The 23,416-nt window shown below is 69.9% G+C and carries 17 protein-coding genes; 9 read left to right on the top strand and 8 right to left on the bottom strand.

What is annotated here, in order from left to right; genetic code table 11:
* Positions 1-14: 14 nt before the first annotated feature.
* Complete coding sequence (locus tag AC1RRS_RS24790; protein ID WP_492857491.1) at positions 15-2,090, top strand: prolyl oligopeptidase family serine peptidase; 2,076 nt, start codon at positions 15-17, stop codon at positions 2,088-2,090.
* A gap of 1,020 nt (positions 2,091-3,110) precedes the next feature.
* Here AC1RRS_RS24790 and AC1RRS_RS24785 read toward each other — a convergent pair.
* From AC1RRS_RS24785 to AC1RRS_RS24770, 4 genes are all read right to left on the bottom strand, one after another.
* Entirely contained in the window at positions 3,111-4,442 is a 1,332-nt protein-coding gene (locus AC1RRS_RS24785; protein ID WP_492857490.1) for a dicarboxylate/amino acid:cation symporter, read from the bottom strand.
* A 114-nt stretch (positions 4,443-4,556) separates the two neighbouring features.
* Positions 4,557-5,012 carry a DUF6491 family protein gene (locus tag AC1RRS_RS24780; protein WP_492857489.1) on the bottom strand — a complete coding sequence of 152 codons (456 nt, stop codon included), beginning with the start codon at positions 5,010-5,012 and terminating at the stop codon, positions 4,557-4,559.
* 97 nt (positions 5,013-5,109) lie between these two features.
* Positions 5,110-5,586, bottom strand: a complete 477-nt coding sequence (locus AC1RRS_RS24775) for a DUF6491 family protein (RefSeq protein ID WP_492857488.1) — start codon at positions 5,584-5,586, stop codon at positions 5,110-5,112.
* A 12-nt stretch (positions 5,587-5,598) separates the two neighbouring features.
* Positions 5,599-8,769, bottom strand: coding sequence for a PAS domain S-box protein (locus tag AC1RRS_RS24770; protein WP_492857487.1), 3,171 nt, complete (start codon positions 8,767-8,769; stop codon positions 5,599-5,601).
* A gap of 283 nt (positions 8,770-9,052) precedes the next feature.
* On the opposite strand from AC1RRS_RS24770, the gene AC1RRS_RS24765 reads away from it, so the two are divergent.
* The 4 genes from AC1RRS_RS24765 to AC1RRS_RS24750 all read left to right on the top strand — a co-directional run bounded on the left by AC1RRS_RS24765 (position 9,053) and on the right by AC1RRS_RS24750 (position 14,090).
* A complete protein-coding gene (locus AC1RRS_RS24765) occupies positions 9,053-9,817 on the top strand; it encodes an IclR family transcriptional regulator domain-containing protein (RefSeq protein WP_487291696.1) in 765 nt (254 codons plus the stop codon).
* An 11-nt stretch (positions 9,818-9,828) separates the two neighbouring features.
* Positions 9,829-11,178 (top strand): MFS transporter, encoded by a 1,350-nt coding sequence (locus tag AC1RRS_RS24760; protein ID WP_492857486.1) that lies wholly within the window; start codon positions 9,829-9,831, stop codon positions 11,176-11,178.
* A gap of 23 nt (positions 11,179-11,201) precedes the next feature.
* The gene (locus tag AC1RRS_RS24755) at positions 11,202-12,677 is read left to right on the top strand and encodes a NosD domain-containing protein (protein WP_492857485.1); all 1,476 of its coding nucleotides are present in this window, start codon (positions 11,202-11,204) and stop codon (positions 12,675-12,677) included.
* A 90-nt stretch (positions 12,678-12,767) separates the two neighbouring features.
* Positions 12,768-14,090 (top strand): carbohydrate porin, encoded by a 1,323-nt coding sequence (locus AC1RRS_RS24750; RefSeq protein WP_492857484.1) that lies wholly within the window; start codon positions 12,768-12,770, stop codon positions 14,088-14,090.
* Between the two features lie 82 nt (positions 14,091-14,172).
* On the opposite strand, the gene AC1RRS_RS24745 is transcribed toward AC1RRS_RS24750, so the two are convergent.
* A complete protein-coding gene (locus AC1RRS_RS24745; RefSeq protein WP_110122149.1) occupies positions 14,173-14,580 on the bottom strand; it encodes a helix-turn-helix domain-containing protein in 408 nt (135 codons plus the stop codon).
* 199 nt (positions 14,581-14,779) lie between these two features.
* Between AC1RRS_RS24745 and AC1RRS_RS24740 the strand changes: the two genes are divergently transcribed.
* Together AC1RRS_RS24740 and AC1RRS_RS24735 are read left to right on the top strand one after the other, a co-directional pair.
* Positions 14,780-15,793 (top strand): NAD(P)/FAD-dependent oxidoreductase, encoded by a 1,014-nt coding sequence (locus tag AC1RRS_RS24740; RefSeq protein WP_492857483.1) that lies wholly within the window; start codon positions 14,780-14,782, stop codon positions 15,791-15,793.
* 32 nt (positions 15,794-15,825) lie between these two features.
* Positions 15,826-16,989 carry an acyl-CoA dehydrogenase family protein gene (locus tag AC1RRS_RS24735; protein ID WP_492857482.1) on the top strand — a complete coding sequence of 388 codons (1,164 nt, stop codon included), beginning with the start codon at positions 15,826-15,828 and terminating at the stop codon, positions 16,987-16,989.
* A gap of 48 nt (positions 16,990-17,037) precedes the next feature.
* On the opposite strand, the gene AC1RRS_RS24730 is transcribed toward AC1RRS_RS24735, so the two are convergent.
* Positions 17,038-17,766: an energy transducer TonB family protein gene (locus tag AC1RRS_RS24730; protein WP_492857481.1), complete on the bottom strand. Its 729-nt coding sequence runs from the start codon at positions 17,764-17,766 to the stop codon at positions 17,038-17,040.
* A gap of 199 nt (positions 17,767-17,965) precedes the next feature.
* Here AC1RRS_RS24730 and AC1RRS_RS24725 point away from each other — a divergent pair, with 199 nt between their 5' ends.
* Positions 17,966-18,841 carry a transglycosylase SLT domain-containing protein gene (locus AC1RRS_RS24725; RefSeq protein WP_492857480.1) on the top strand — a complete coding sequence of 292 codons (876 nt, stop codon included), beginning with the start codon at positions 17,966-17,968 and terminating at the stop codon, positions 18,839-18,841.
* On the opposite strand, the gene AC1RRS_RS24720 is transcribed toward AC1RRS_RS24725, so the two are convergent.
* Both AC1RRS_RS24720 and AC1RRS_RS24715 read right to left on the bottom strand, forming a co-directional pair.
* On the bottom strand, positions 18,838-20,004 hold the full coding sequence (locus AC1RRS_RS24720; RefSeq protein WP_492857479.1) for a CaiB/BaiF CoA transferase family protein: 1,167 nt from the start codon (positions 20,002-20,004) through the stop codon (positions 18,838-18,840). The two genes, AC1RRS_RS24725 and AC1RRS_RS24720, sit on opposite strands and share 4 nt — an antisense overlap.
* Positions 20,005-20,071: 67 nt before the next feature.
* Positions 20,072-21,880: an ATP-binding protein gene (locus AC1RRS_RS24715; RefSeq protein WP_492857478.1), complete on the bottom strand. Its 1,809-nt coding sequence runs from the start codon at positions 21,878-21,880 to the stop codon at positions 20,072-20,074.
* A 158-nt stretch (positions 21,881-22,038) separates the two neighbouring features.
* Here AC1RRS_RS24715 and spbR point away from each other — a divergent pair, with 158 nt between their 5' ends.
* Complete coding sequence (gene spbR / locus AC1RRS_RS24710) at positions 22,039-23,172, top strand: pole-localized protein SpbR (protein ID WP_492857477.1); 1,134 nt, start codon at positions 22,039-22,041, stop codon at positions 23,170-23,172.
* The last annotated feature ends 244 nt before the right edge of the window (positions 23,173-23,416 follow it).

Below are 23,416 nucleotides of genomic sequence, written 5' to 3'. Positions count from 1 at the left end.
CGCCAGGATCGTCCATGCGCCGCCCGACCCAACTGCTGCTCGTCTCGCTGCTGGCCCTGACGGCGGCCGGACCGATGGCCGGGGCGGCCGTGCGCGAGGCGCCCCAGGCGCTGTTCACCGGCCGCGATCTCTTCGGCCTCGAGGTCGCCAGCGACCCGCAGATCCGCCCCGACGGCGACGTCATCGCCTATGTGCGGGCCACCAACGACATCATGGTCGACCGCGCCGTGCGCTCGATCTGGCTGGTCGACGCCAAGACCGGCGTGCAGACGCCGCTGGTCGCGGGGCCGGGGTCCGCCATGTCGCCGCGCTGGTCGCCGGACGGCCAGCGCCTTGCCTATGTGCAGGTGACGCCCGACGCCGGCGCCCAGCTCTACGTCCAGTGGGTCGCCACGGGCCGCACCGCCAGGCTGGCCACCCTGGACGAGGCCCCCAGCGACCTGACCTGGTCGCCGGACGGCAAGACCATCGCCTTCACCATGCTCACCAGCGACGACGGCGCCAAGCTGGGCTCGGCCCCCGAGGGCAAGCCCGACAACGCCAAGTGGGCGCCGGCCCTGACCGTCGAGACCCGCGTCAACTTCCGCGAGGACGGCGAGGGTACGCTGAAGCCCGGCTATTCCAAGATCTACACCGTCTCGGCCGAGGGCGGCGCGCCGCGCCAGTTGACCTTCGGCAGGTTCGACGACCGGGGGCCGCTGTCCTTCACCAAGGACGGCCGCTACCTGCTGTTCTCGGCCAACCGGTCCGAAGGCTGGGAACGCGACGGCAATCAGACCGAGATCTGGCGCCTGACCCTGGCCGACGGGGCGCTCAAGGCCCTGACCAGCCGCATCGGTCCCGACGCCAGTCCGGTGGTCTCGCCCGACGGCCGCCAGGTGGCCTATGTCGGCTACGACGACTCCCGCCGACGCGGCTACGAGAACCAGCGCCTCTACGTGATGGACATCGACGGGGGTAACAGCCGGGTGCTGACCGGCGGGCTCGACCGCTCGGTGGACGCCCCCGTGTGGTCGGCCGACGGCCGCAGCCTCTATGTCGACTACGACGATCACGGCTCGGTGCGGGTCGCCCGGGTCGGCCTGTTCTCGGGCGAGATCGAGACCATCGTCGCCGGCCTGAACGGCGCCGGCCTCGACCGCCCCTACAGCGGCGGCGCCTTCAGCGTCTCGCGCGATGGGACCGTGGCCTTCACCCAAGGCTCGACCAGCCGTCCCTCCGACATCGCCGTGGCGAAAAAGGGCGCCGAGGCCCGCCGCCTGACGGCCCTGAACGCCGATCTGCTGGGCGCCAAGACTCTGGGCAAGGTCGAGGCCCTGCCGGTGAAGTCGTCCTATGACGGCAAGCCGATCGACGCCTGGATCGTCACCCCGCCCAATTTCGACCCGGCCAAGAAGTATCCGCTGATCCTCGAGATCCACGGCGGGCCGTTCTCGGCCTATGGGCCGGGCTTCTCGACCGACTACCAGCTCTACGCCGCGGCCGGCTACGTGGTGGTCTACGCCAACCCGCGCGGCTCCACCTCGTATGGGGAAGCGTTCGCCAACGAGATCGACCGCAACTATCCCAGCCACGACTACGACGACCTGATGAGCGCGGTGGACGCGGCCGTGGCCAAGGGCTTCGTCGATAGCGACCGGCTCTACGTCACCGGCGGTTCGGGCGGCGGGGCGCTGACGGCCTGGATCGTCGGCAAGACCAGCCGCTTCGCCGCGGCCGCGACCCAGAAGCCGGTGATCAACTGGACCAGCCAGGTGCTGACCACCGACGCCTACAGCTCCATGGCCTCCTACTGGTTCGGCAAGATGCCCTGGGAGGATCCGCAGGGCTACTGGGCCCGCTCGCCGCTGTCGCTGGTGGGCAACGTCAAGACCCCGACCCTGGTCGTGGTCGGCGACCAGGACCTGCGCACCCCGGTCGGCGAGGCCGAGCAGTACTATCAGGCCCTGCAACTGCGCGGCGTGCCCACCGCCCTGGTCAAGGTCCCTGGCGCCAGCCACGGCGGCATCGCCAGCCGCCCCTCCCAATCGGCCGCCAAGGCCTCGGCCATCCTGGCCTGGTTCGAAAAGTTCCAGTCGCCGCCGAAGTGAGTTCAAGATCCTCCCCCGCTGGGGGAGGTGGCCCGGAGGGCCGGAGGGGGGTCGTTTTCAGCTTCCACTGCGCCGGCCGTCCTCCCCGTAAAATCCCCGCGAAAGCGGGGACCCAGGCTTTTTCCGCCCGCGCCCCCCTGTTCCCTCTCCCCTTGCGGGAGAGGGTGGCCTGCGAAGCAGGTCGGGTGAGGGGTCTCTCAGAACTCAAAGCCGCGTGCAGCGGTCAGGCCGGGCGGAGCGTCTCCCATCTGAGAGACCCCTCATCCGTCGGCCTTCGGCCGCCACCTTCTCCCGCAAGGAGAGAAGGATCGGGGGATACGCATGCTGCTCACACGGCGAATGCGGAAAGAGTCCAACCAACTCAACGCCCTACAACTTTATCACCCCAACTTATCCTCCCCCACTCAACCCGCCCCATAATCAACCCATCCCAGCCATGGGGAGGGCTCTTGGTACCGGCCCGAGTTAGCGGCTGTGGATCGCATCGAGCGGGGCCGCTTGTTGCGTCATGGGAAGGGCGGGTTTGCAGGATCGCTCAGAAGGCGTGATTGGGCCGCCAAGCCGTTCCGTGACGAGACTTGCGGGTCGACAGGGCCGGGATCGTTTCAAACCGGCCTAACAGGATCAGCCGAGGCGCCGCCGGATCACCGCGGGGCTATTGGTCCTGCCCGTCCGAGGGACAACCGGGTCCAGGGTTGAAAAAGCACCCGCGCCCCCGGTCCTTCGAGCCTACGATGCGGCGGAGCGGTCGGACGAAGCCGAAACGCTAAAACACATCACGGTCTCCGGGCTCCGCCCGGCCGCTCCGCGCCTCCCCGACCTAACGCGCCTTCGCGCGGGAGCCTGAGAAGCCGTGTCCAAGCATCAAGGAACCTCCCCCTCTGGGGGAGGCGATCGCGCAGCGATCGGTGGGGGGAGTAACTGCGAAACCAGCCGCCGCCCCGGAAGCTGAAACCGGCCCCCCACCGGCCTTTGGCCGCCTCCCCCAGAGGGGGAGGTTCCTTGGATCGGGAGAAGGATTTAGTCCGCGTCGTGCAGGGCAGGATCGGTCGTCAGCAGCACCGGCGCCGGCTCGCCGCCTGCGAGGGCCAGGTCGAGGGCGTCCTTGTCGAGGGCGTTGTCCCAGCGGGCGACGACGATCGTCGCCACGGCGTTGCCGATGAAGTTGGTCAGGGCCCGGCACTCGCTCATGAAGCGGTCGACGCCGAGGATCAGCGCCATGCCGGCCACCGGCACGCTGGGCACCACCGACAGCGTCGCCGCCAGGGTGATGAAACCCGCCCCCGTGACCCCCGCCGCGCCCTTGGACGACAGCATGGCCACGCCCAGCAGCAGGACCTGCTCCTCCAGCGACAGGTGCACGCCGGTGGCCTGGGCGATGAACAGGGCCGCCAGGGTCATGTAGATGTTGGTGCCGTCCAGATTGAACGAGTAGCCCAGCGGCACGACGAGGCCGACGACCGGCTTGGCGCAGCCGGCGCGCTCCAGCTTCTCGATCAGGCTGGGCAGGGCCGATTCCGAGGAACTGGTGCCCAGCACCAGCAGCAGCTCGCCCTTCAGGTAGCGGATCAGCTTGAGGATCGAGAAGCCGTTGAACCGGGCCACCGCCCCCAGCACCACCAGCACGAAGATCAGCGAGGTCAGATAGAAGGTCCCGACCAGGGCGGCCAGGTTGATCACCGAGCCGATGCCGTACTTGCCGATGGTGAAGGCGAAGGCCCCGAAGGCGCCGATCGGGGCGGCCTTCATCAGGATGGCGACCAGCTTGAAGAAGGCGTGGGCGACGGCTTCCAGCAGGTCGATCACCGGCTGGCCGCGGTCGCCGACCAAGGCCAGGGCGATGCCGAACATCACCGAGAAGAACAGCACCTGCAGGATGTCGCCATCCGCGAAGGCTCCGGCTACCGTGGCCGGGATGATGTTCATCAGGAAGCCGACGATGGTCGTCTCGTGGGCCTTGGCGGCGTAGTCGGCGACCTTGGCGTTGTGCAGCGTGCTGGGGTCGACGTTCATGCCCGCGCCGGGATGCACGGCGTTGGCGATGATCAGGCCGATGATCAGGGCCAGGGTCGAGAAGGTCAGGAAGTAGGCGAAGGCCTTCAGCGCCACGCGGCCGAAGCGGCCGAGATCCCGCATGCCGGCGATGCCGGTCACCACCGTGAGGAAGATCACCGGGGCGATGACCATCTTCACCAGCTTGATGAAGGCGTCGCCCAGCGGTTTGAGGCTCTCGCCGAAGCCCGGCCAGAAGTGGCCGATCAGGGCGCCGGCGGCGATGGCGACCAGCACCTGGACGTAGAGATGCGTGTACCAGGGGCCATGGCGCGGCGGGGCTGCGGCGGCGGGAAGCATGGCTCGTCTCCGGGGCCGCCGTCGCCGACCCCCGACGCCGCTGCGGCGAGGCATAGATGTCCCGCCGGCGCGCGCTCCGGCAAGTGCTTTCGAAAGGCGGGCCTGCTGGAAGCCTTACGACTTCGGCTGCTTCTTCTTCAGCGGCGGATAGGCCTTTTCCACCTCTTCGGGCGTCAGCCGGCGGATCGACTGGACCGGATAGGAGTGGCGGATCGCTTCGGGCACGATCACCTCGGCGTCGAGCGGCGAGCAGATCCAGGAGCCGCCACGCGACTTGATGCCGATGCGCAGGGCGGTGTCGAGGTCGAACGAAGAGTAGAACAGCTTCAGTTCGTAGACTTCCTTGCGGCTGATCTCGACGTTCAGGGTCTTGTCGTCGACGACCTGATAGCCGCGGATGTTGTCGGCGAAGAAGCAATTGTCGCGTCCGGACGCCTTGGCCGGCTTGGCCTTGGCGGTGGGCGCGGCTTCTGGGGCCGGGGTCTGGGCCAGGGCCGGCGCGGCCCAATTCGCCAGGGTTACGGCCGCCGTCAGGACCAGGGCGCTGAGAACGGAGACGGAGCGGCGCATGCGAGGCTCTCCAAAGCTGGAAGAGGGGTGATCATAAACCGGCGATTTTATCGCCGCATTGCCGATTTGCGGCCGATTGTGGCGGCCGCGCGGACGGTCAGGACTTCGGCTTCTTCTTCAGCCGCGGCCAGGCCTCGGCGTATTCCTCGGGCGTCAGCCGGCGGATCTCGCGGACCTGGTAGCGGCCCGAACCGTTGGACTCGGGCACGACCACCGAGGCGTCCTGCGGCGCGCAGATCCACGAGCCGACGCGCGACTTGACGCCGATGCGGGTGGAGGTCTCCAGGTCGAAGGCCGAGCGCATCAGGGTCAGCTGATAGGCCTCGTCCTGGCGGATGTTGACGTTGATCGTCTTGGCGTCGATGACCTGATAGCCGCGCACCTGATCGGCGAAGAAACAGCCGTCGCGCCGGGACGGCTTGGCCTTGGCGGCATCAGCCGCCAGGGCTGGCGCCGCGAAGGCGACGGTCAGGATCAGGGCGCTGAGGACGGTGACGGAGCGGCGCATGACGAGGCTCTCCCGAAGGGTCTGGCGCTCACCATAGACCTGCGGCTTGACGGCCTGCAACTTCACCGACGTCTGTTGTCAGGCGGCCTGTCGCGACAGGTCCTCGATCCAGGCGTCGAGATCGGCCCGGGCCCGCCGGACGCCGGCCCGCAGGCGCGCCAGCGGCTCGTCCAGCGGCAGGTCCTCCACGCAGGCCGTCTCCAGGTCGGCGGCCATGTGGCTGAGCTGCATGAAGCCGAGGATGCCGGCCGAACCGGCCAGGCGGTGGGCGTCCTCGCGCAGGACCTCGGGCGTCTCGTCGAGGAAGCGGGCGTCCAGCTGCTGGCGCAGCATGCCGGCCAGGCGGGCGGTGCGCGCCGCGCCCATGGTGGCGGCCAGGGCCTTGCGGGTGGCGGCCTCGTCGGCGTCCTGCGCCGAGCGTTCGGCGACGAAACCGGCGCCCCCTGGGTGCTGGGACAGATGATGAGTCAGGGCCTGGTCGAGGTCGCGTTCGCTCAGCGGCTTGAGGAGATGGCCGACCATGCCGGCGTCCAGGCAGGCGGCGATCTGCTGGGGCGCGCCGCTGGCGGTCAGGGCCAGGACCGGGGCGGTCGTCAGGCCGCGGCGGCGCAGTTCGCGCGTCGCCGTCAGGCCGTCGATCACCGGCATGTGGACGTCCATCAGCACCAGGTCGAAGGCGGTGTTTTCCAGCGCCTTCAGGGCCTCGGCGCCGTCGGCGGCGGTCTCGACCGCGCAGCCGCGACGCTCCAGCAGTTCGCGGAAGAGCTCGCGGTTCAGCTCGACGTCGTCGACCAGCAGGATGCGGCGTCCGGGGAAGACCGCGCGGACCGAGGCCTCGGCCGACGGCGTCGCGGCTTCGCCATGGGCCAGGGGCAGGGAGATCTCGAAGGCGAAGGTCGAGCCTTCGCCGACCTCGCTCTCGACCCAGATGCGCCCGCCCATCAGCTCGACCAGCTCGCGCGAGATGGCCAGGCCCAGGCCCGTGCCGCCGAAGGTGCGGGTCACCGAGCTGTCGGTCTGGGAGAAGCGTTTGAACAGGCGGTCCAGCTTGTCGGGCGCGATGCCGACGCCGTTGTCCTCGACGCTGATCCGCAGCCGGGCGCGGCCGCCTTCGCAGCCGAGGAGCTCGACGCGCGTGGTCACCGTGCCCTGGCGGGTGAACTTCACGGCGTTGGACAGCAGGTTCAGCAGCACCTGGCGCAGGCGATGGCGGTCGCCGACATAGCGGCCGTCGAGGTCGCCGACGATGCGCAGGTCGACCTGATGCTCGCCCGCCTGGGTCTCCACCATGGCCGTGGTCTCGACGATCATGTCCCTCAGAGAGAACGGATCGCTTTCCAGGGTGACGGCGCGGGCCTCGAGCTTGGAGAAGTCGAGCACGTCGTTGATCAGGGCGTTCAGCGCCTCGCCGGCGCCGCGCACCCGCTCGGCGCGCCGACGGTCCTCGAGCCCGAGATTGGGACTTTCGGCCAGCAGCCGCGAGAAGCCGATCACCCCGTTCAGCGGCGTGCGCAGCTCGTGGCTCATATTAGCCAGGAACTCGGCCTTGGCGTGGTTGGCGCTTTCGGCGGCGTCGCGGGCCGAGGCCAGCTGGGTGGCCATGGCGGCCAGCTCCAGGGTCTGGCGCTCCAGGGCTTCCTGGGCCTCGACCCGGACCGTCTGGTCCTGGACCTGGGCGATGAAGTGCCGGGGCGAGCCGTCCGGCGCCCGCACCAGCGACACCGAAAGGTGCACCCAGACGATGCGCCCTTCCTTGTGGATGTAGCGCTTGTCCATGGCGTAGCTGGTGATCTCGCCGTCGATCAGCCGGCCCAGCAGCGACAGGTCCTTGTCGAGGTCGGACGGGTAGGTGATCGTCTGGAAGTCGGTCCGCAGCATCTCGGTTTCGCTGTAGCCGACGATGCCGCAGAAGGCGGCGTTGATCTTGTTGAAGCCGCCGTCGAGCGTGACCAGGGCCATGCCGACCGAGGCGCTGTGGAAGGCGGTTTCGAACTCCTCCATCTGCGCCTTGCGGGCGCTGATGTCGTGCATCAGGGCGGTGAACTGCCAGCCGTCGTTGCTGCGGGCGGCGCTGATCGCCAGTTCGATCGGGAAGCTCAGGCCGTCGCGGCGCACGGCCGGGACCTCGATCCGCTGGTCCAGGACCACGCCTTCGCCGGTGGAGAGGAAGCGCTGCAGGCCCCGCTGGTGGGACTCGCGCAGGCCTTCGGGGATGATCAGGTCGGCCAGGCGGCGGCCGATCGCCTCTTCGGCGCGCCAGCCGAAGGTGGTCTCGGCGAAGCGGTTCCAGTCGGTGACGACGCCGTGCTCGTCCATGCCGACGATGGCCTGGTAGGCGTCGGCGATGACGCGGCGGGCGCGGGCTTCGCTGGCTTCCAGCTTGCGGCGCAGGGCGCGTTCCTCGGTGATGTCGCGCAGCACGCCGAACACGGCGACCACGCGGCCGTTCTCGTCGAGTTCGCAGGTCGCGCGCGAATGGCCCTGGCGGATGGCACCGTCGGCGCGCAGCAGGCGCACCTCGTGCTCGATCACCGTCCGGTCGACGACCACCTGATGGGCGCGGGCCTGGGCGGCGGCGCGGTCGTCGGGATGGTACATCTCCAGCCAGTTGTCGAAGGTCGGCGTGAACTGCGCCCGGTCGCGGCCGTAGATCCGATAGACCTCGTCCGACCAGCCGATGGTGCGGTTCACCAGGTCGCAGCGCCAGTGGCCGACGCCGGAGATGGTCTCGGTCATCGACAGGATGCGGCGCTGCTCGGCGGCCTGGCGCTCGGCGCGGCTCTTCTCCATGCGGGCCACGACCGCGTCGGCCAGGATGCGCAGGCGGTCGAGCTCGTCGTCGCTGGGGCGCGGGCGGGGATCGGTGTCGATGACGCAGAGCGTGCCGAGATTGGCGCCGTCGCGATCGCTCAGCACGGCCCCGGCGTAGAAGCGGATGTCCGGCGCGCCGGTGACCAGGGGATTGGCGGCGAAGCGCGGGTCGCGGGTGGCGTCCTCGACCACCATCACCGAATGCGGTTCCTGCCGCAGGGCGTGGGCGCAGAAGGCCAGTTCGCGCGGGGTGGATTCAGCGCCCAGGCCGTGACGGGACTTGAACCACTGCCGGTGCTCGTCGACGAGCGAGATCAGGGCGATGGGCGCGCCGAACAGTTCCGCGGCGAAGGCGGTCAACTGGTCGAACGACGGCTCGGGGGCCGTGTCGAGGATGCGGTAGGAGGCCAGGGCCGCCAATCGGTCTTGTTCGAGCATCGGAACGCGTCGCTATCTGGAGGCGAGCAACCTGCCTCCGCTGCGCTTCATATCTCCTGAACGAACGCCGTTTTGCGCTGCGGCCGATTGAAGCAGAGCCGGAGAGGGGATCTCCGCACCGGCCGTTTTTGACGGATCTGGAAGTTTCCGTTGGGGAAGACACGGCGCTTGCGGTCGGCTTCGTTTTGCGCTTTCAATCCCCGACATCGAAATTTCGCACAAATGTTCGCATTGCGCACAAATGTCGAAACTTCTGACAAAGATGACAAAAAGGGTGAGAAACGTGACGGCTTCGGCCCCAGGCAAGGACTACGTGCAGGCGTTCGCCCGCGGCCTCGACGTGATCCGGGCCTTCGACGCCGATCACCCCAGGATGACGCTGAGCCAGGTGGCCGAGCGCACGGGCCTGACCCGCGCCGCCGCCCGCCGCTTCCTTCTAACGCTGGTGGACGAGGGCTACGCCTTCAGCGACGGCAAGACCTTCGGTCTGGCCCCCCGGGTGCTGGACCTGGGCTTCGCCTATCTGTCGACCCTGGGCATGTGGGAGTCGGCGCAGACCGTGCTGACCGACGTCACCCGCCGCATCGGCGAGTCGTGCTCGGCCAGCGTCCTGGACGGCGACGAGATCGTCTATGTCGCCCGGGTCGCCGCCAGCCGGATCATGACCGTGGGCCTGCGGGTGGGCAGCCGCCTGCCGGCCTTCCACACCTCGATGGGCCGCATGCTGCTGGCGCATCTGCCGCCGGCCGAGCTGGACCGCATGCTCGAAGGCCGCACCTTCGAGAAGCTGACCCCCAACACCGTCACCGACACCGAGGAGCTGCGGGCGATCCTGAAGCGCACCGCCCAGCAGGGCTGGTCGCTGACCGACCAGGAGCTGGAGATCGGCCTTTTGTCCATCGCCGTGCCGCTGCGCGACCGCACCGGCCGGGTGGCGGCGGCGATCAACGTCTCCACCCACGCCAGCCGCACCACGCCCCAGCAACTGATCGACACCGTCCTGCCGGTGCTGCGCGAAGCGGCCGGCAAGATCGTCTCGATCGTTTGAGGAACGCCGCCATGTCTCAAGCTTCCCAGATGGGCTCCAAGCCGGTCGAGATCGGCCCGCTGCTCGATCACGGCCCGTGGGGCGGCTACCAGAAGCTGGTCCTGTTCATGACCGCCCTGGCGGTGATCCTCGACGGCTTCGACAACCAGGTGCTGGGCTTCGCCATTCCGGCCATCGTCAAGGAGTGGGGCGTCAGCCGCGCCGCCTTCGCTCCGATCTTCGCCATCGGCTTCCTGGGCATGAGCCTGGGCACGGCCCTGGGCGGCATGCTCGGCGACCGGGCCGGACGGCGCACGGCGCTGATCGCGGCGGTGGCCCTGTTCGGCGTCTCCACCCTGGCCTCGGCCTTCGCGCCGAACCTGGTCTGGCTGGGCGTGCTGCGGACCATCTCGGGCTTCGGCCTCGGCGCGGCCATGCCCAACGCCACTACCCTGATCGCCGAGTTCAGCCCCACCCGCCGCCGTAGCCTGGCGGTGACCCTGGGCATCGTCTGCATCCCGCTGGGCGGCCTGGTCGGCGGCCTGATCGCCGCCCACACCCTGCCGAGCCTTGGCTGGCGGGCGCTGTTCATCATGGGCGGGATCGCGCCGCTGATCCTTACGGGCGTGCTGGCGGTCTGGCTGCCGGAATCGCCGCGCTACCTGGCCGGCCGTCCGAGCCGCGCCGGCGAGCTGGACAAGGTCATGGCCCGCATGGGTCACGCCCACGACGGCGCCGGCTTCACCGACCACGGCGAGACCCAGGTAAAGCGCGCCTCGTTCGGCCAGTTGTTCGATCAGGCCTTCCGTCTCGACACCGTGGCCCTGTGGGGCGCGTTCTTCTTCTGCATCCTGTCGACCTATGTCGTGTTCAGTTGGGCGCCGTCGATGCTGTCGGCCTCGGGCTTCGATCTGGCCGTGTCGAGCAACGGCCTGGCGGCCTTCAATCTTGGCGGTGTGCTGGGCGCTGTGGCCGGGGCCTGGGCGATCCTGCGCTACGGCTCGCGGGTCTCGATGCTGGTCATGGCGGCCGGAGCGGTGATCTCGTGCGCCCTGCTGGCCCTGACCCCGCTGGACGCAGGCCATGGCGCGACCCGCCTGATGGCCGGGCTGTTCGTCGCCGGGGCCTTCATCAACGGCGTGCAGACCACGCTCTACGCCCTGGCCGCCCAGGTCTATCCGGCCGCGGTGCGGGCCACCGGCGTCGGCGCCACCGCCGCCGTCGGACGCCTGGGCGCGATCGTCAGTTCCTTCGTCGGAGCGGCGGTCGTCTCGACCGGAGGCGCGGCCTATTTCGGCGCGATCGCCCTGACCATGACCTTCACCCTCGTCAGCCTGGCGCTCATCCGCCGGCACGCCCCGCGCGCCCTGGCTTCGGCCTGACGCGGAAACACAAGGAAGACGCCATGCGAAAGCTCCTCCTGCTCGCCGCCGTCGCGGCCATCCTTCCGGCGGCCGCCCAGGCCCAGACCGCGGTCACGCCCGACACGCGCGAAGTATTGAAGGTCGACCGCCCGGCCGACGACGGCCAGCCTGGCTCGCTGCGCTGGGCGCTCGAGACCAGCAACGCAGCGCCCGGCCGCTACCGCATCGAGATCGTCCCGACCGGTCCGGGCCCCATCGAACTGCGCGTCGACTCGCCGCTGCCGCCCATCAAGGGACCTGTGAAGATCGAGGGCACAGCCTGGAAGGCCGACGGCCGCTACGCCGTCATCGACGGCTCGGGCTACGTCAAGCGCGACCTCAAGGATTGCCCCGGGGCCAATCCGGCCGAGTACGGCACCAACATCCGCACCACCACCAAGCCTGGCCTGGCTCTGATCGACACCCGCGAGGTCGAACTGACGGGCCTGGAGGTGCGCAACTTCTGCATCGGCGTGCTGGTGCTGCGGACCAGCAACTCGGTCTTCCACGACAACCGCTTCGTGCGGAACATCGGCGGGGCCGGGGTGATGTTCAGCGGCGACGACGGGCAGGGCGGCTCGACCGCCACCACCACGATCAACAACAAGGTGCTGCGCAACGTCTTCTACGAGAACGGCGACGGCTTGGAACTGACGCGCGGCGCGGCCTTCAACCTGGTGGCCGACAACGTGTTCGACGCCGGCGAGGACAATCTGGAGCCCTCGCAGGGGATCGAGATCCTGCGCGGCAACGACAACACCGTCGTGCGCAACCTCTTCCAGAACTACACCGACGGCCTGCAGATCAACTGGGGCAGCCGCAACTATCTCGGCGCTAACGTCTTTCGGGCCAACGGCTTCGGGATCAGCCTGACCGGCGACGGCAACATCGTCGACGGCAACGTCATCAATGGCAACGCCGTGGGCGTGGCCGTGCGGTCCGAGGCCGGCGCGACCGCCAACCGCATCAGCCGCAACCGCATCTTCGCCAACGCCGCCCCGATCAGCCGCTGCTCGGCCGGCGGCAGCTGCGATCCCAAGCTGGCCAAGGGCGGGATCGTGCTGGGCCTGCCGGGCCTGGAGCACGCCAGCTTCGTGGGCAAGCGCGGCTACGGCGTCTCGACCGACACCAGCAAGATGGCCCGCATCTGCCCCGAGGCGCAGCCCTGTCAGGGCCTGCCCAACGGCGGCCAGGCCGCGCCCGTCATCGAGGGCGTCAAGGCCGGCGCCGTCGAGGGAACGGTCAAGGCCGCGCCCGGGCAGGTGGTCACGGTCGAGCTCTTCGCCAACCGCACGGCCGACGCCAACCAGGGCGAGACCTTCGTCGCCGACCAGGTGGTCGCCGCCAATGCCGACGGGGAGGCGCGGTTCGCCATCCCGTTGCCCAAGGACCTGTCCGCCCAGTTCCTGACCGCCACGGCCACTTCGGCCGGCGGCGCGACGTCCAGCTTCAGCGCGCCATCCCCCCTGGCGCGCTGAACGACCGGGCTCCGCGTGCCCCCAAGGGCGGAGCCCGGTCCCCCATCGACTTTAGAGACGCGGATCCTGCCGGACCGCGAAGGAGGTTCCATGTCGCGGATCCTGATGCTGGCCGCCTCGATGCTGGCGCCCTCCGTGTTGGCTTTGACCGGCGCAGCCCAGGCGGCCGAGCCGGCCCAACCGAGCCAGGACTGGAAGGTCCGCTCCACCCTGACCGGCGACTGGGGCGGCCTGCGCTCGCGGCTCAAGGCCAAGGGCGTGACCCTCAGCCTCGGCTACGCTTCCGAAAGCGCCCTGACCCTCTCGGGCGGCAGGGAAGGCGGCGGCGTCGGCGGCTACACCCAGGAACTGAACGCCCGCGCCGTGCTCGACATGGGCAAGCTGGCCGGGATCGACGGCGCGGTGGTCAACATCGCCGTCGAGGAGCGCACTGGCCGCAACCTCTCGACCGAGGGCGTCGGCAACCTCTTCATGGTGCAGGAGCTTTATGGCGCGGGCATGGACTTCCGCATCTCCGAGCTGACCTGGGCACAAGGCTTCGCCGGTGACAAGTTCAACGTGAAGGCCGGCCTGATGCACACCGGCGACGACTTCGGCTCGTCGGCCCTGAACTGCAACTTCCAGAACTTCGCCTTCTGCCCGCGCTCGCCAGCGCTGCTCTACAACAGCGGCTTCTCGGGCTATCCGGCCCCGCGCTGGGCCGCGCGGGCGCGGCTGCGGCCGGCCAAGGACTGGACGGTCACGGCCGGGGTCTACGAGGTCAACGCCTACCGCGTGCAGGAGAACAAGGGCTGGAACCTGGCCATCGACTCCAACGGCGTGCTGCTGCCGGTCGAGATCGGCTGGGCCAAGCCCGACAAGGGGCCAGGCAGCCTGCCGGGCTTCTATCACGTGGGCGGTTACTACGAGACGGCCGAGCGCTCGAATGTCTACAGCGACGCCCTGGGCCGGTCGTACGTGCTGAACGGCACGAGCCCGGCGCTGGAGGACAGCCGCTGGGGCGCCTGGGCGATGGGCGAGCAGATGGTCTGGCGCAAGGGGCCGGCGGCCTTGAGCGTCTTCGCCAACGTCCTGGCTTTCGACCGCTCGACCGCGCGCTACAGCCATTTCTACAGCGCGGGCCTGGTGCGCACCGCGCCGTTCGCCAGCCGACCCAAGGACAAGGCCGGCGTCGCCGTCGCCTATGTGCGGGTCAACGAGCGGCTGGAAGACGCCCAGCGCGAGCGGGCGACCCTGACCGGAGACTGGAGCGGGGTGCAGACCAGCGAGAGCTCGGTCGAGGCCTTCTATGCGGCCCAGGCGACGGGATGGCTGGTGGTGCGGCCCAACCTGCAGTTCATCCACCGCCCCGGGGCGACGGGCTCGATCCCGGACGCCTGGGTGGGCGGGCTGACGCTGCGGGCGGCGCTGTAGGGAGCGCTCGGCCCAAAACAGAAACGCCTTCCTGGCCGGCGGCGAGGAAGGCGTTGCTTTAACGGAGGGACGAGGTCCAGGGTCAGGCCGGATCGTCGTCCACCATGGCCTTGACCAGGTCGACCACGCGGCGGCGCAGGCGACGGTCGCCGAGGCGAGGGAACAGGTCGGCCAGTTCCAGACCCTCGGGCGTGGCCACGAACTGGGTCATGCGCTGGGCGACGCCGTCGTCCTCGCCATTGTCGGTCTCGTCCAGGCCTTCGAAGAAGTAGGATACCGGAGACTGCAGCAGGCGGGCGGCGTCATAGAGCTTGCTGGCGCTGATGCGGTTGGCGCCGCGCTCGTACTTCTGAATCTGCTGGAAGGTGATGCCCAGAGCGTCGGCGAGCTGAGTCTGACTCAAGCCGAGGACCTTGCGTCGAATCCGCATACGGGCGCCCACATAGATGTCGACGGGATGGGCGGGATCGACGGCGGGCTTCTGGGTCATTCTGTCTCGTCCTCGGCGGACCGCGATGCACGTGGTGCGGTTGTTTAATGGGCAGAATAGACCGCTGATCGTATTCCGTCACGTCGCCACGACGTCGCATGTCGCTAACTCGACACAAAAGCAGCCCCTGAAACGTCGTCTGGGCGACGTAAAAGCATTCTGACTTGACCTTTCGGTCGCCGGGCGGTGTCTGCCGCCCATGATTTTGCAGTCAGGCGCGCCCGTGGCGGTGGCCGGAGCCGGGGCCTTCGGGTCGGCGACGGCGCTGATTCTCTCCCGACTCGGCTTCCAGGTGACGGTGTTCGACCCCGCGGCGCCGGGCGACAACGCCTCCGGCGTGGCCGCGGGCATGCTGGCGCCGGCGGCCGAGGCGGTGTTCGATCCGGTGTCGCGCGGGCACATGCCCGTGCTGCGGCGGGGCCGCGATCGCTGGGCGGCCTTCGCGGAGGACCTGGGGATCGCGCTTGATCGCGGCGGTCTCTCCATCGAGGGCGAAGCGTCTTTTCTGGCCGAGATCGAGGCCGCCCTGGTCGAGGCCGGCGCGGACTTTTCGCGTACGCCGGACGGCCTGTTCAGCGACGAGGATTGGCGGCTGGACGCGCGCCTGGCCCTGGCGACCCTGCGTGACGCCGCTTCGGAAGCGGGCGCCGTTTTCGATCCCCGCGCGGCGACCGTCTTCGCGGACGGTCGGCTGACCCTGGCCGACGGCGCGGTGCTGGCCTTCGACGCCCTGGTCGTGGCGACCGGGGCGGGCGGCGAGGGGCTCGCGCCCGAACTGTCGGCCCTGACTCCGATCAAGGGCCAGATCCTGCGCTTCGACACGCCGATGGCTGAAGGTCCGGTGCTGCGCGGCAAGGGGGTCTATGTCGCGCCGGGACCCAGGCCCGCGATCGGGGCGACGATGGAGGCCGGGCGCGACGACCGCGAGGCCGACCCGGCGGTGGTCGAACCGCTGCGCGCCGCCGCCGTGCGCCTGCGTCCGGAGCTGGCCGGCGCCTCGGCCAGCATCGAGGTGGGTGTGCGCGCCTCGACGCCGGACGGTCTTCCTCTGGTCGGCGAAAGCCGGGCGACGGGCGTGATCCTGGCGGCGGGCGCGCGCCGCAACGGCTGGCTGCTCGCTCCGCTTGTGGCCGACATGGTCGCGGCGTATCTGACGGGCGCCGATCCCGGAGAGGACGCGGCCGCCTTCGACCCACGGCGTTTCGAAGGCTAGAAAAGAACGACAGAGCGCAGGGAAGGGACGACATGGCCGGTTTCTGGCTGACCGAGGAACAGGAAGCGATCCGCGAAGGCGTGGCCAAGGTGTGCGCCGCCTTCGACGACGAATACTGGCGGCGGACCGACGAGACTGGAAACTTCCCCGAGGCCTTCGTGGCCGCCATCGCCGAAGGCGGCTGGCTGGGCGTGGCCATGCCCGAGAGCGTCGGCGGGGCGGGCCTGGGCCTGACCGAGGCGGCCGTGATGATGCAGACCGTGGCCCAGTCGGGCGCGGGCTTCTCCGGCGCCTCGGCCATCCACCTCAACATCTTCGGCCCGATGCCGCTGGTGAAGTTCGGGACCGACGAGCAGCGCGAGCGCCTGCTGCCGCGCCTGATCTCGGGCGAGGACAAGATGTGCTTCGCCGTCACCGAGCCCAATTCGGGCCTGGACACTTCGAGCCTGGAGACCCGGGCCGAGAAGGTCGACGGCGGCTATCGTCTGAACGGCCGCAAGATCTGGACGACCGGCGCCCAGCGCGCCAACAAGATCCTGATCATCGCCCGCACCACCCCCAAGGACCAGTGCGCCAAGCCGACCGGCGGCCTCAGCCTCTTCTATACCGACCGCGAGCACATCGAGGCCAAGCCGATCCCGAAGATGGGCCGCAAGGCGGTCGAGTGTAACATGCTCTTCATCGAGGACCTGTTCGTGCCGCAGGAGGACCTGGTGGGCGAGGAGGGCAAGGGCTTCCAGTACCTGCTGCACGGCCTCAACCCCGAGCGGGTGCTGTTCGCCGTCGAGGCCATCGGCCTTGGCCGGGCGGCTCTGGCCAAGGCCTCGACCTACGCCAAGGAGCGCGTGGTGTTCGGCCGGCCGATCGGCCAGAACCAGGGCGTGGCCCACCCGCTGGCCAAGTCGTGGGCGGAGCTGGAGGCGGCCAACCTGATGGCCTTCAAGGCCGCCGCTCTCTACGACGCCGGCAAGGATTGCGGGGCCGAGGCCAACGCCGCCAAGTACCTGGGCGCGGAGGCCGGATTCACGGCCTGTGAGGCCTCGGTGCTGGCCCATGGCGGCATGGGCTACGCCAAGGAGTACGACGTCGAACGCTATTTCCGCGAGGCGATGATCGCCCGTATCGCGCCGGTCAGCCGCGAGATGATCCTCAACTTCATCGCCGAGCGCGTGCTGGGCCTGCCCAAAAGCTATTGATGAACTCGGACGGGCGACCCGATACGCGGTCGCCCGTCCGACGCCCCCTCAGTCAGCGGCGTTGAAGCGGATGGGGATCCTCACCTGCGCGCCGTCGACCGCCTGGCCGTTCTCGAGCTGCGGCTTCATCTTGAAGAACCGCGCTAGTTTCAGGGCCGCGGAGCCGAAGCCCTCGCTGGCCGGGTTTTCATCGACCACCATGCAGTTCTGCACCGTGCCCTTGGCGGTGACCGCGCAGTTCAGCGTCGCGCCGCCCGACACCCCGCGCCGCTGGGCGCCTTCGGGGTAGTAGCGCGACATGTCGTCGGCGCTGGGCATCCTCAGCCAGGTCGCCCGGGTGATGGTCTTTGGCGCTGGAGCCGTCGGTGGTCCCGGAGGCGCCGGCGGATCGGCGGTGAAGCGCGGCGGTTCGGCGTTGGTCGGCGGACCCGGGTTCTCGGGGATCGGTACGGGCAGGGGCTCGGGCGTCGGGAACGGCGTGGGCAGCGGCGGATGCACCGGGATGGGGTTGGCGGACCGGGGCGGCGTCGGCGCCGGTTTTTCCGGCGGCGGCGGAGGCGGCGGCTTGGGGACGAACGGCTGCAGCTCGAAGCCGCCGTCGTCGACGATCTCGGTCGGCATCGTCACGTACTTCTGCACCGCGATGTAGGCGAACAGAGCCACGTGCGCCGCGCCGGAGATCGCCAGGGCGGCGATCAGGCCCTTGGAGAGCTTGCGCTTGTCGTCGCGGTCCAGGCCGGCGATGCGCGGGTTGAAGTCGGCGGGTTGGGCGATCATGGCGACCTCCAAAGAGCGGCGTCGATCAACTTCGACACCCCGACGCTCACATGGAGAATGACGCGTGTAAACAGATAAAATTACGAACGTGATATTTTGTCGCCGGACGTAAGGTCCGGGTGCGACCGGAGCGCGCAGGGGCGGGGTCGTTAAACGTGGTTAAGGCCGCATTAACCATGCTCGTTCAGATATTCGGGGCATGGCCGTCCAATCCATCCGCAACGTCGTTGAATCGGCGATCCAGCGCGCTTCCAGCGCGACGGGGGTGGATTTCACGTTCCTGATGGGCACCGCCAAGCGCGAGAGCGGCTACAATCCGGCCGCCAAGGCCCGCACCTCCTCGGCCTCGGGCCTGTTCCAGTTCGTCGACCAGACCTGGCTGGCCACGCTGAAGAAGCATGGCGCCAAGTACGGCTACGCCCGTTACGCCGACCTGATCCAGCAGGGTTCCGACGGCAAGTACCGGGTGGCCGGCGATGAGGCTCGCAAGGCCGTGCTGGGCCTCAAGCTCGATCCGCACGCCGCCTCGCTGATGGCCGGCGAGCTGGCTTCGGACCACGCCTCCTACCTGCGCGGCCGGGTCGGCCGGTCGCCGACCTCGGGCGAGCTCTACGCCGCCCACTTTTTGGGTCCGCAGGGCTCGGCGCGGCTGATCGAGGCCGCCAACAACAATCCTGGCGCCAGCGCCGCCTCGATGTTCCCCGAGGCCGCCGCCGCCAACCGTTCGATCTTCTACCGCGACGGCCGCGCCGCCACGGTGAGCGAGGTCTACGCCAACCTGACCAAGACCGCCGGCGGCGGCGGCGCGGTCTCCGCGCCGGCCACGCGTGAGAGCCAGGCCGACGACGGCGAGGGCTTCCTGCAGTACGCCACCGGCCGCCGGATGGACCGCATTCAGCAGCAGCAGGCGGTGGTCGACCTGGTGCTGCGCGGCTCGCAGGGCTTCGACGGCGCCTTCGGGGCCGGCAAGAGCGAAGGCAGCAGCACGAGCCGCGTGGCCAACAGCCTGTTCTCGGCCGAGATGCTGCGCATGCTGTCGGACGCCAATGTCGGCTCGAGCGGCAAGGCGCGCTAAGCGCCCATCTCCCTGATCTCTTCCTCCGAATAGCCGAGTTCGGCCAGCACCGCCGCCGTGTCCGCGCCGAGCGCCGGGGCGGGGCTGCGGGCGTGTTCTTCGATTCCCGGGAAGCGGGCAGGCGCGGCGGGCGAGCGGACGCCGGCGGTCGTCTCGACGAAGCAGCCGGCGGCCAGGGCCTGCGGGTCCTCGACCAGGTCGCGCGGGGTCTGCCAGGGCGCCCAGGTGATGTCGCCTTCGTCGAGGGCGGCGGCGGCGGTCTGGTAGTCCATCGATCCGAAGGCCGCGTCGAGGATGTCGACCAGGGCGGCGGTGTTCTCGCGCCGGGCGCGGGCGCCGGAGAAGCGCGGATCGTCGACCAGTTCGGGCCGGCCGACGGCGGCGGCGATGCGCGGCCAGTCCGTGGCGCCCTGGCGGGCCAGCAGGCAGATCCAGCGGCCGTCCCGGGTCTGGAAGAAGTTGGCCAGGGGCTGGACGGCTTCGCGGCGCGGGCGGGTCGAGGCCAGCTTGCCGAAGTGCAGCTGGATGGCGAGGTCGGAGCCGATCGCATAGGCGCCGGTGCGCAGCAGCGAGGTCTCGACCAGCCGTCCGACACCGGTCCGATGGCGCTCGTGCACGGCCGCCAGGATCGCCGAGACCGTGGCCAGCGAGGTGATGTGGTCGCCCATGCCGGTGCGGATCGGGAAGGGCTCGGCGCCCTTGGGCGCGGTCAGGGCCCCGACCCCGGCGCGGGACCAGAAGGCGGCGACGTCCATGCCCGGCTTGTCGGCGTCGGGGCCGGTGAGGCCATAGCCGGTCAGGCTGCAGTAGATCAGGCGCGGGAAGGCGCTCAGCAGGGTCTCGTGGTCCAGGCCCGCCCGGCGCAGGGCGGCGGGACGGACGTTGGTCAGGAAGATGTCGGCCGTGGCGACGAGGCGTTTCAGGGCCTCCGCCCCGGCGGGGCTGCGGATGTCGAGCACGACCGAGCGCTTGCCGCGGTTGTCGAGCTCGAAGATCGGGTTGGCGGCCTGGTCGGCGCCGATGGTCTCGAAGAAGCGCCGCATCGGGTCGCCCTCCGGCGACTCGACCTTGACCACGTCGGCGCCCCAGTCGGCCATGATCCCCGCCGCGCCGGGGGCGGCGATGTAGGTGGCCAGCTCGACGACCTTGAGGTCCCGCAGCATCCGCTTCCTCCCGCTTTTTTCTCGTTGCGGGCAGGATGGGCGTTCAAACGCTCGTTGGAAAGCCTTCTCAGGCCGCGCCGCGAACCCCTTCGCCGCGTGGCTGGCGGGTGAGGGCGGCGACGTCGGCCACGGCGCGGGCCACGCCCGCCACGCTGACGGGCTTTCGCAGTACGGTGTCGGCGCCGGCCTCGGTGCACTCGCGGGCCTCGTCGGCGTCGCCGCCGATCACGGCGATGATCGGCATGTGGCCGTTGGCGCCGGGCAGGGCGCGGATCTCGGCGGCGGTCTCCGGACCGTCCAGCACCGGCATGCGGCCGTCGAGCATCAGCAGGTCGAACTCGCAGACCTTGGCCAGGTCGACGGCGCGACGGCCGTTCTGGGCGTGGACGACCTGGTGGCCCAGCTGCTCGAGGATGGCGCGCAGCATGGCGGCGTTGAGGGCGTCGTCCTCGGCGATCAGCACGCGCAGGCTGCGCTGGACGTCGGGGGCCTGATCGGCGGCGGCCAGGGTTTCCTCGACCGGCTCCTGCGGGCAGGGGGCGGCGACGTCGTAGGGCAGCAGCAGGGTGAAGCAGCTGCCGACGCCGAGGGCGCTGCTGGTCTCCAGCGCGCCGCCCATCAGCTTGGCCAGCTGGCGCGACAGCGACAGGCCAAGGCCCGCGCCGTTGACGCCGGCGCCGGTGCGCTCGACCCGGCGGAAGGGCTCGAAGGCCTGCTCCAGTTCTTCGGCCGACAGGCCGGGGCCGGTGTCGGCGACCTCGATGGCGATGCGGTCGCCGCGCGGCTCGATCCGCACCTCGACCCGGCCGCGGACGGTGTACTTCACCGCGTTGCCGACGAGGTTGGCGATGATCTGGCGGGTGCGCATCGGATCGGCGACGGCGGCGCCGAGGAGGCGGGCCTCCAGCGTCGGATCGACGTGGACGGCCAGCTCCAGCCCCTTGGCCAGGGCGTGGGGGCGTTCCAGCAAGGCGAGGTCGCGGACCAGGCGGACGGGCTCGAAGGCCTGGCGCTCGACGGCCAGGCGGCCGGCCTCGGCGGTCTCGGCGTCGAGCGTGGCGTTCAGAACCGCGATCAGGTCCTGGGCGGCGTCGAGGGCGGCGTTGAGTTGCTCGCGCGACGGGGCCGCGCGGCCGCCCTTGCCGGCGGCGGCGGCCAGCACGTGGGTGACGCCGGTCAGGCCGTTGCGGATCTCGTGGCTGAGGGTGGCGACGATGTCGGACTTCGAGCGGGCGGTGCGCTCGGCGGCCTCCAGCACGCGCAGGCGCTCCTCGATCAGGGCCTCGTGGGCGACGGCCAGGGCGTGCTGGCGGCGCAGCATGCGGTTGAAGATCATGGCCATGGCCATGGCCAGCGCCAGGCCGCCCCAGGCCATGACGCCGGCCGAGCGGCTCTCGGGCCGGCTGAAGAGGGCGACCAGCGGACCGGCGGCGGCCACGGGGGCCACGACCATCAGGCAGGGCAGCACGGGGGCGGCGAAGAAGATGCAGACCATGCCGGCGGCGGCGGCCAGCAGCAGCAGGGTCTCGCGGGCCGGACCGGCGCCTTCCGCGAAGGCAGACATCTGCACGACGGCCAGCGCCCACAGCAGGCCGCCCGCGACCTGAAGCCGCATGCGGCGGGTCAGGTCCTCGGCCTCCGGGGTCCTCAGCCAGTTGGTGACGCCATAGAACACGCCCCAGTTGATGGCGAAGACCGCGAAGGTCATCGTCATCCACAGGGCGTTGGCCGCGTGCGATCCCGCCCAGACGAAGAACGGCAGGCTTACGGCGAAGATGGCCAGGGCGTAGGGCAGCAACGCTCTCTGCACGCCGAGGGCGAGCGCGGTGTCGGCCCCGGGCCTGGTCAGGTCTTGGGTTCGGCGCTCGGCGAGCAAGAATCGGATCCTCGGACAGTCAGGGGAGGACGCTATGCGCTCACGGTTTGCGGCTGGTTACGGGGTATCGTTAATCGGGGAGGTATCCAGGGCAAACAATCGTTAACGCTAACCGTCACATTGTTTGATTCGACGTTCATTCGCAGAAGGCCAGGCCCATGGCCACGACCCGCGCCGCGCTCACCACCGACGACATCCGCATGCTCGTAAAGGGCGCGACGCCTGACGAGCGCGCGCTGGCCGCTCACAAGCTGTGCCGCAAGATCGACCGCGCCGAACTGAGCGAGGACGAGCGCCTCCAGGCCCAGGACATCCTGCGGGTCATGGCCGCCGACGCCGCCGAGCTGGTGCGCCGCGCCCTGGCCGTGACGCTGAAGACCTCGCCGCTGCTGCCGCCGGACGTCGCCAACCGGCTGGCCCGCGACGTCGAGAGCGTGTCGCTGCCGGTGATCAGCTTCTCGCCGGTGTTCAACGACAACGACCTGGCCGAGATCATCCGCCTGGGCGGCCCGGTGCGCCAGATGGCCATCGCCCGCCGGCCCAAGCTGTCGAGCAAGGTCACCGGCCTGCTGGTCGACCAGGCGCCGGAAGACGTCGTGGCCGCCGCCTGCGCCAACGACAACGCCCGCTTCTCGGACATGGCCCTGCAGAAGGCCCTGGACCGCTTCGCCAAGTCGGAGACCGTGCTCAAGGCCGTGGCCTACCGCTCGGTGCTGCCGCTGTCGGTGACCGAGCGCCTGATCGACATGGTCGGCGACCAGCTGCGCGAACACATCCTCGACAACCACGCCCTCTCGGCCGAGCGGGCGCTGGAGATCATCGTCGGCGCCAAGGAGCGGGCGACGATCGACCTGGTGGACCAGGCCGGCCGCACCGCCGACCCGCAGGCCTTCGCCGCCCACCTGCACCGCGCGGGCCGGCTGACGCCGTCGCTGCTGCTGCGGGCCGTGGCCCAGGGCCACATGACCTTCTTCGAGTGGGGCCTCTCCGAACTGGCCGGGGTTCCGCATCACCGCACCTGGCTGATGGTGCACGACGCCGGCGCCCTGGGCCTGAAGGCCGTCTACGAGCGGGCCGGCCTGCCGTCGCGCCTGTTCCCGGCCTTCCGCGCCGGGGTCGACGCCTATCACGGCGTGGAATTCGACGGCCGCCCCGGCGAGCGCGAACGCTTCCAGGAGCACATGCTGCAGCGGTTCCTGACCTCGTCCCAGGCCGTTTCGCGCGAAGAGCACGACTACCTCCTCGACAAGCTGGACCGCCTGGCGGGCTTCAAGGCCCGCGCGGCGGGGTAGGGGCGTCCTTCTCCCCTTGCGGGAGAAGGTGGCGGCCGTTCCCGAGGAACCTCCCCCCCGTGGGGGAGGCGATCGCGTAGCGATCGGAGGGGGGAGTCGGTGGGATATCGGCCGACGCCTCGAAAGCTGAAGACGTCCCCCCACCGGCCTTCGGCCGCCTCCCCCAGAGGGGGAGGTTCCTTGAGCGCATGGCTTCTCTTCCTCACGCGGTGAACCGCTGAGCTGTCGAAGGGGAACGGAGCGC

Source organism: Caulobacter sp. GW821-FHT12A07 (assembly GCF_058807655.1).
Note: the sequence above shows the minus strand (reverse complement) of the source record. Positions and strands in the feature narration are given on the sequence as shown.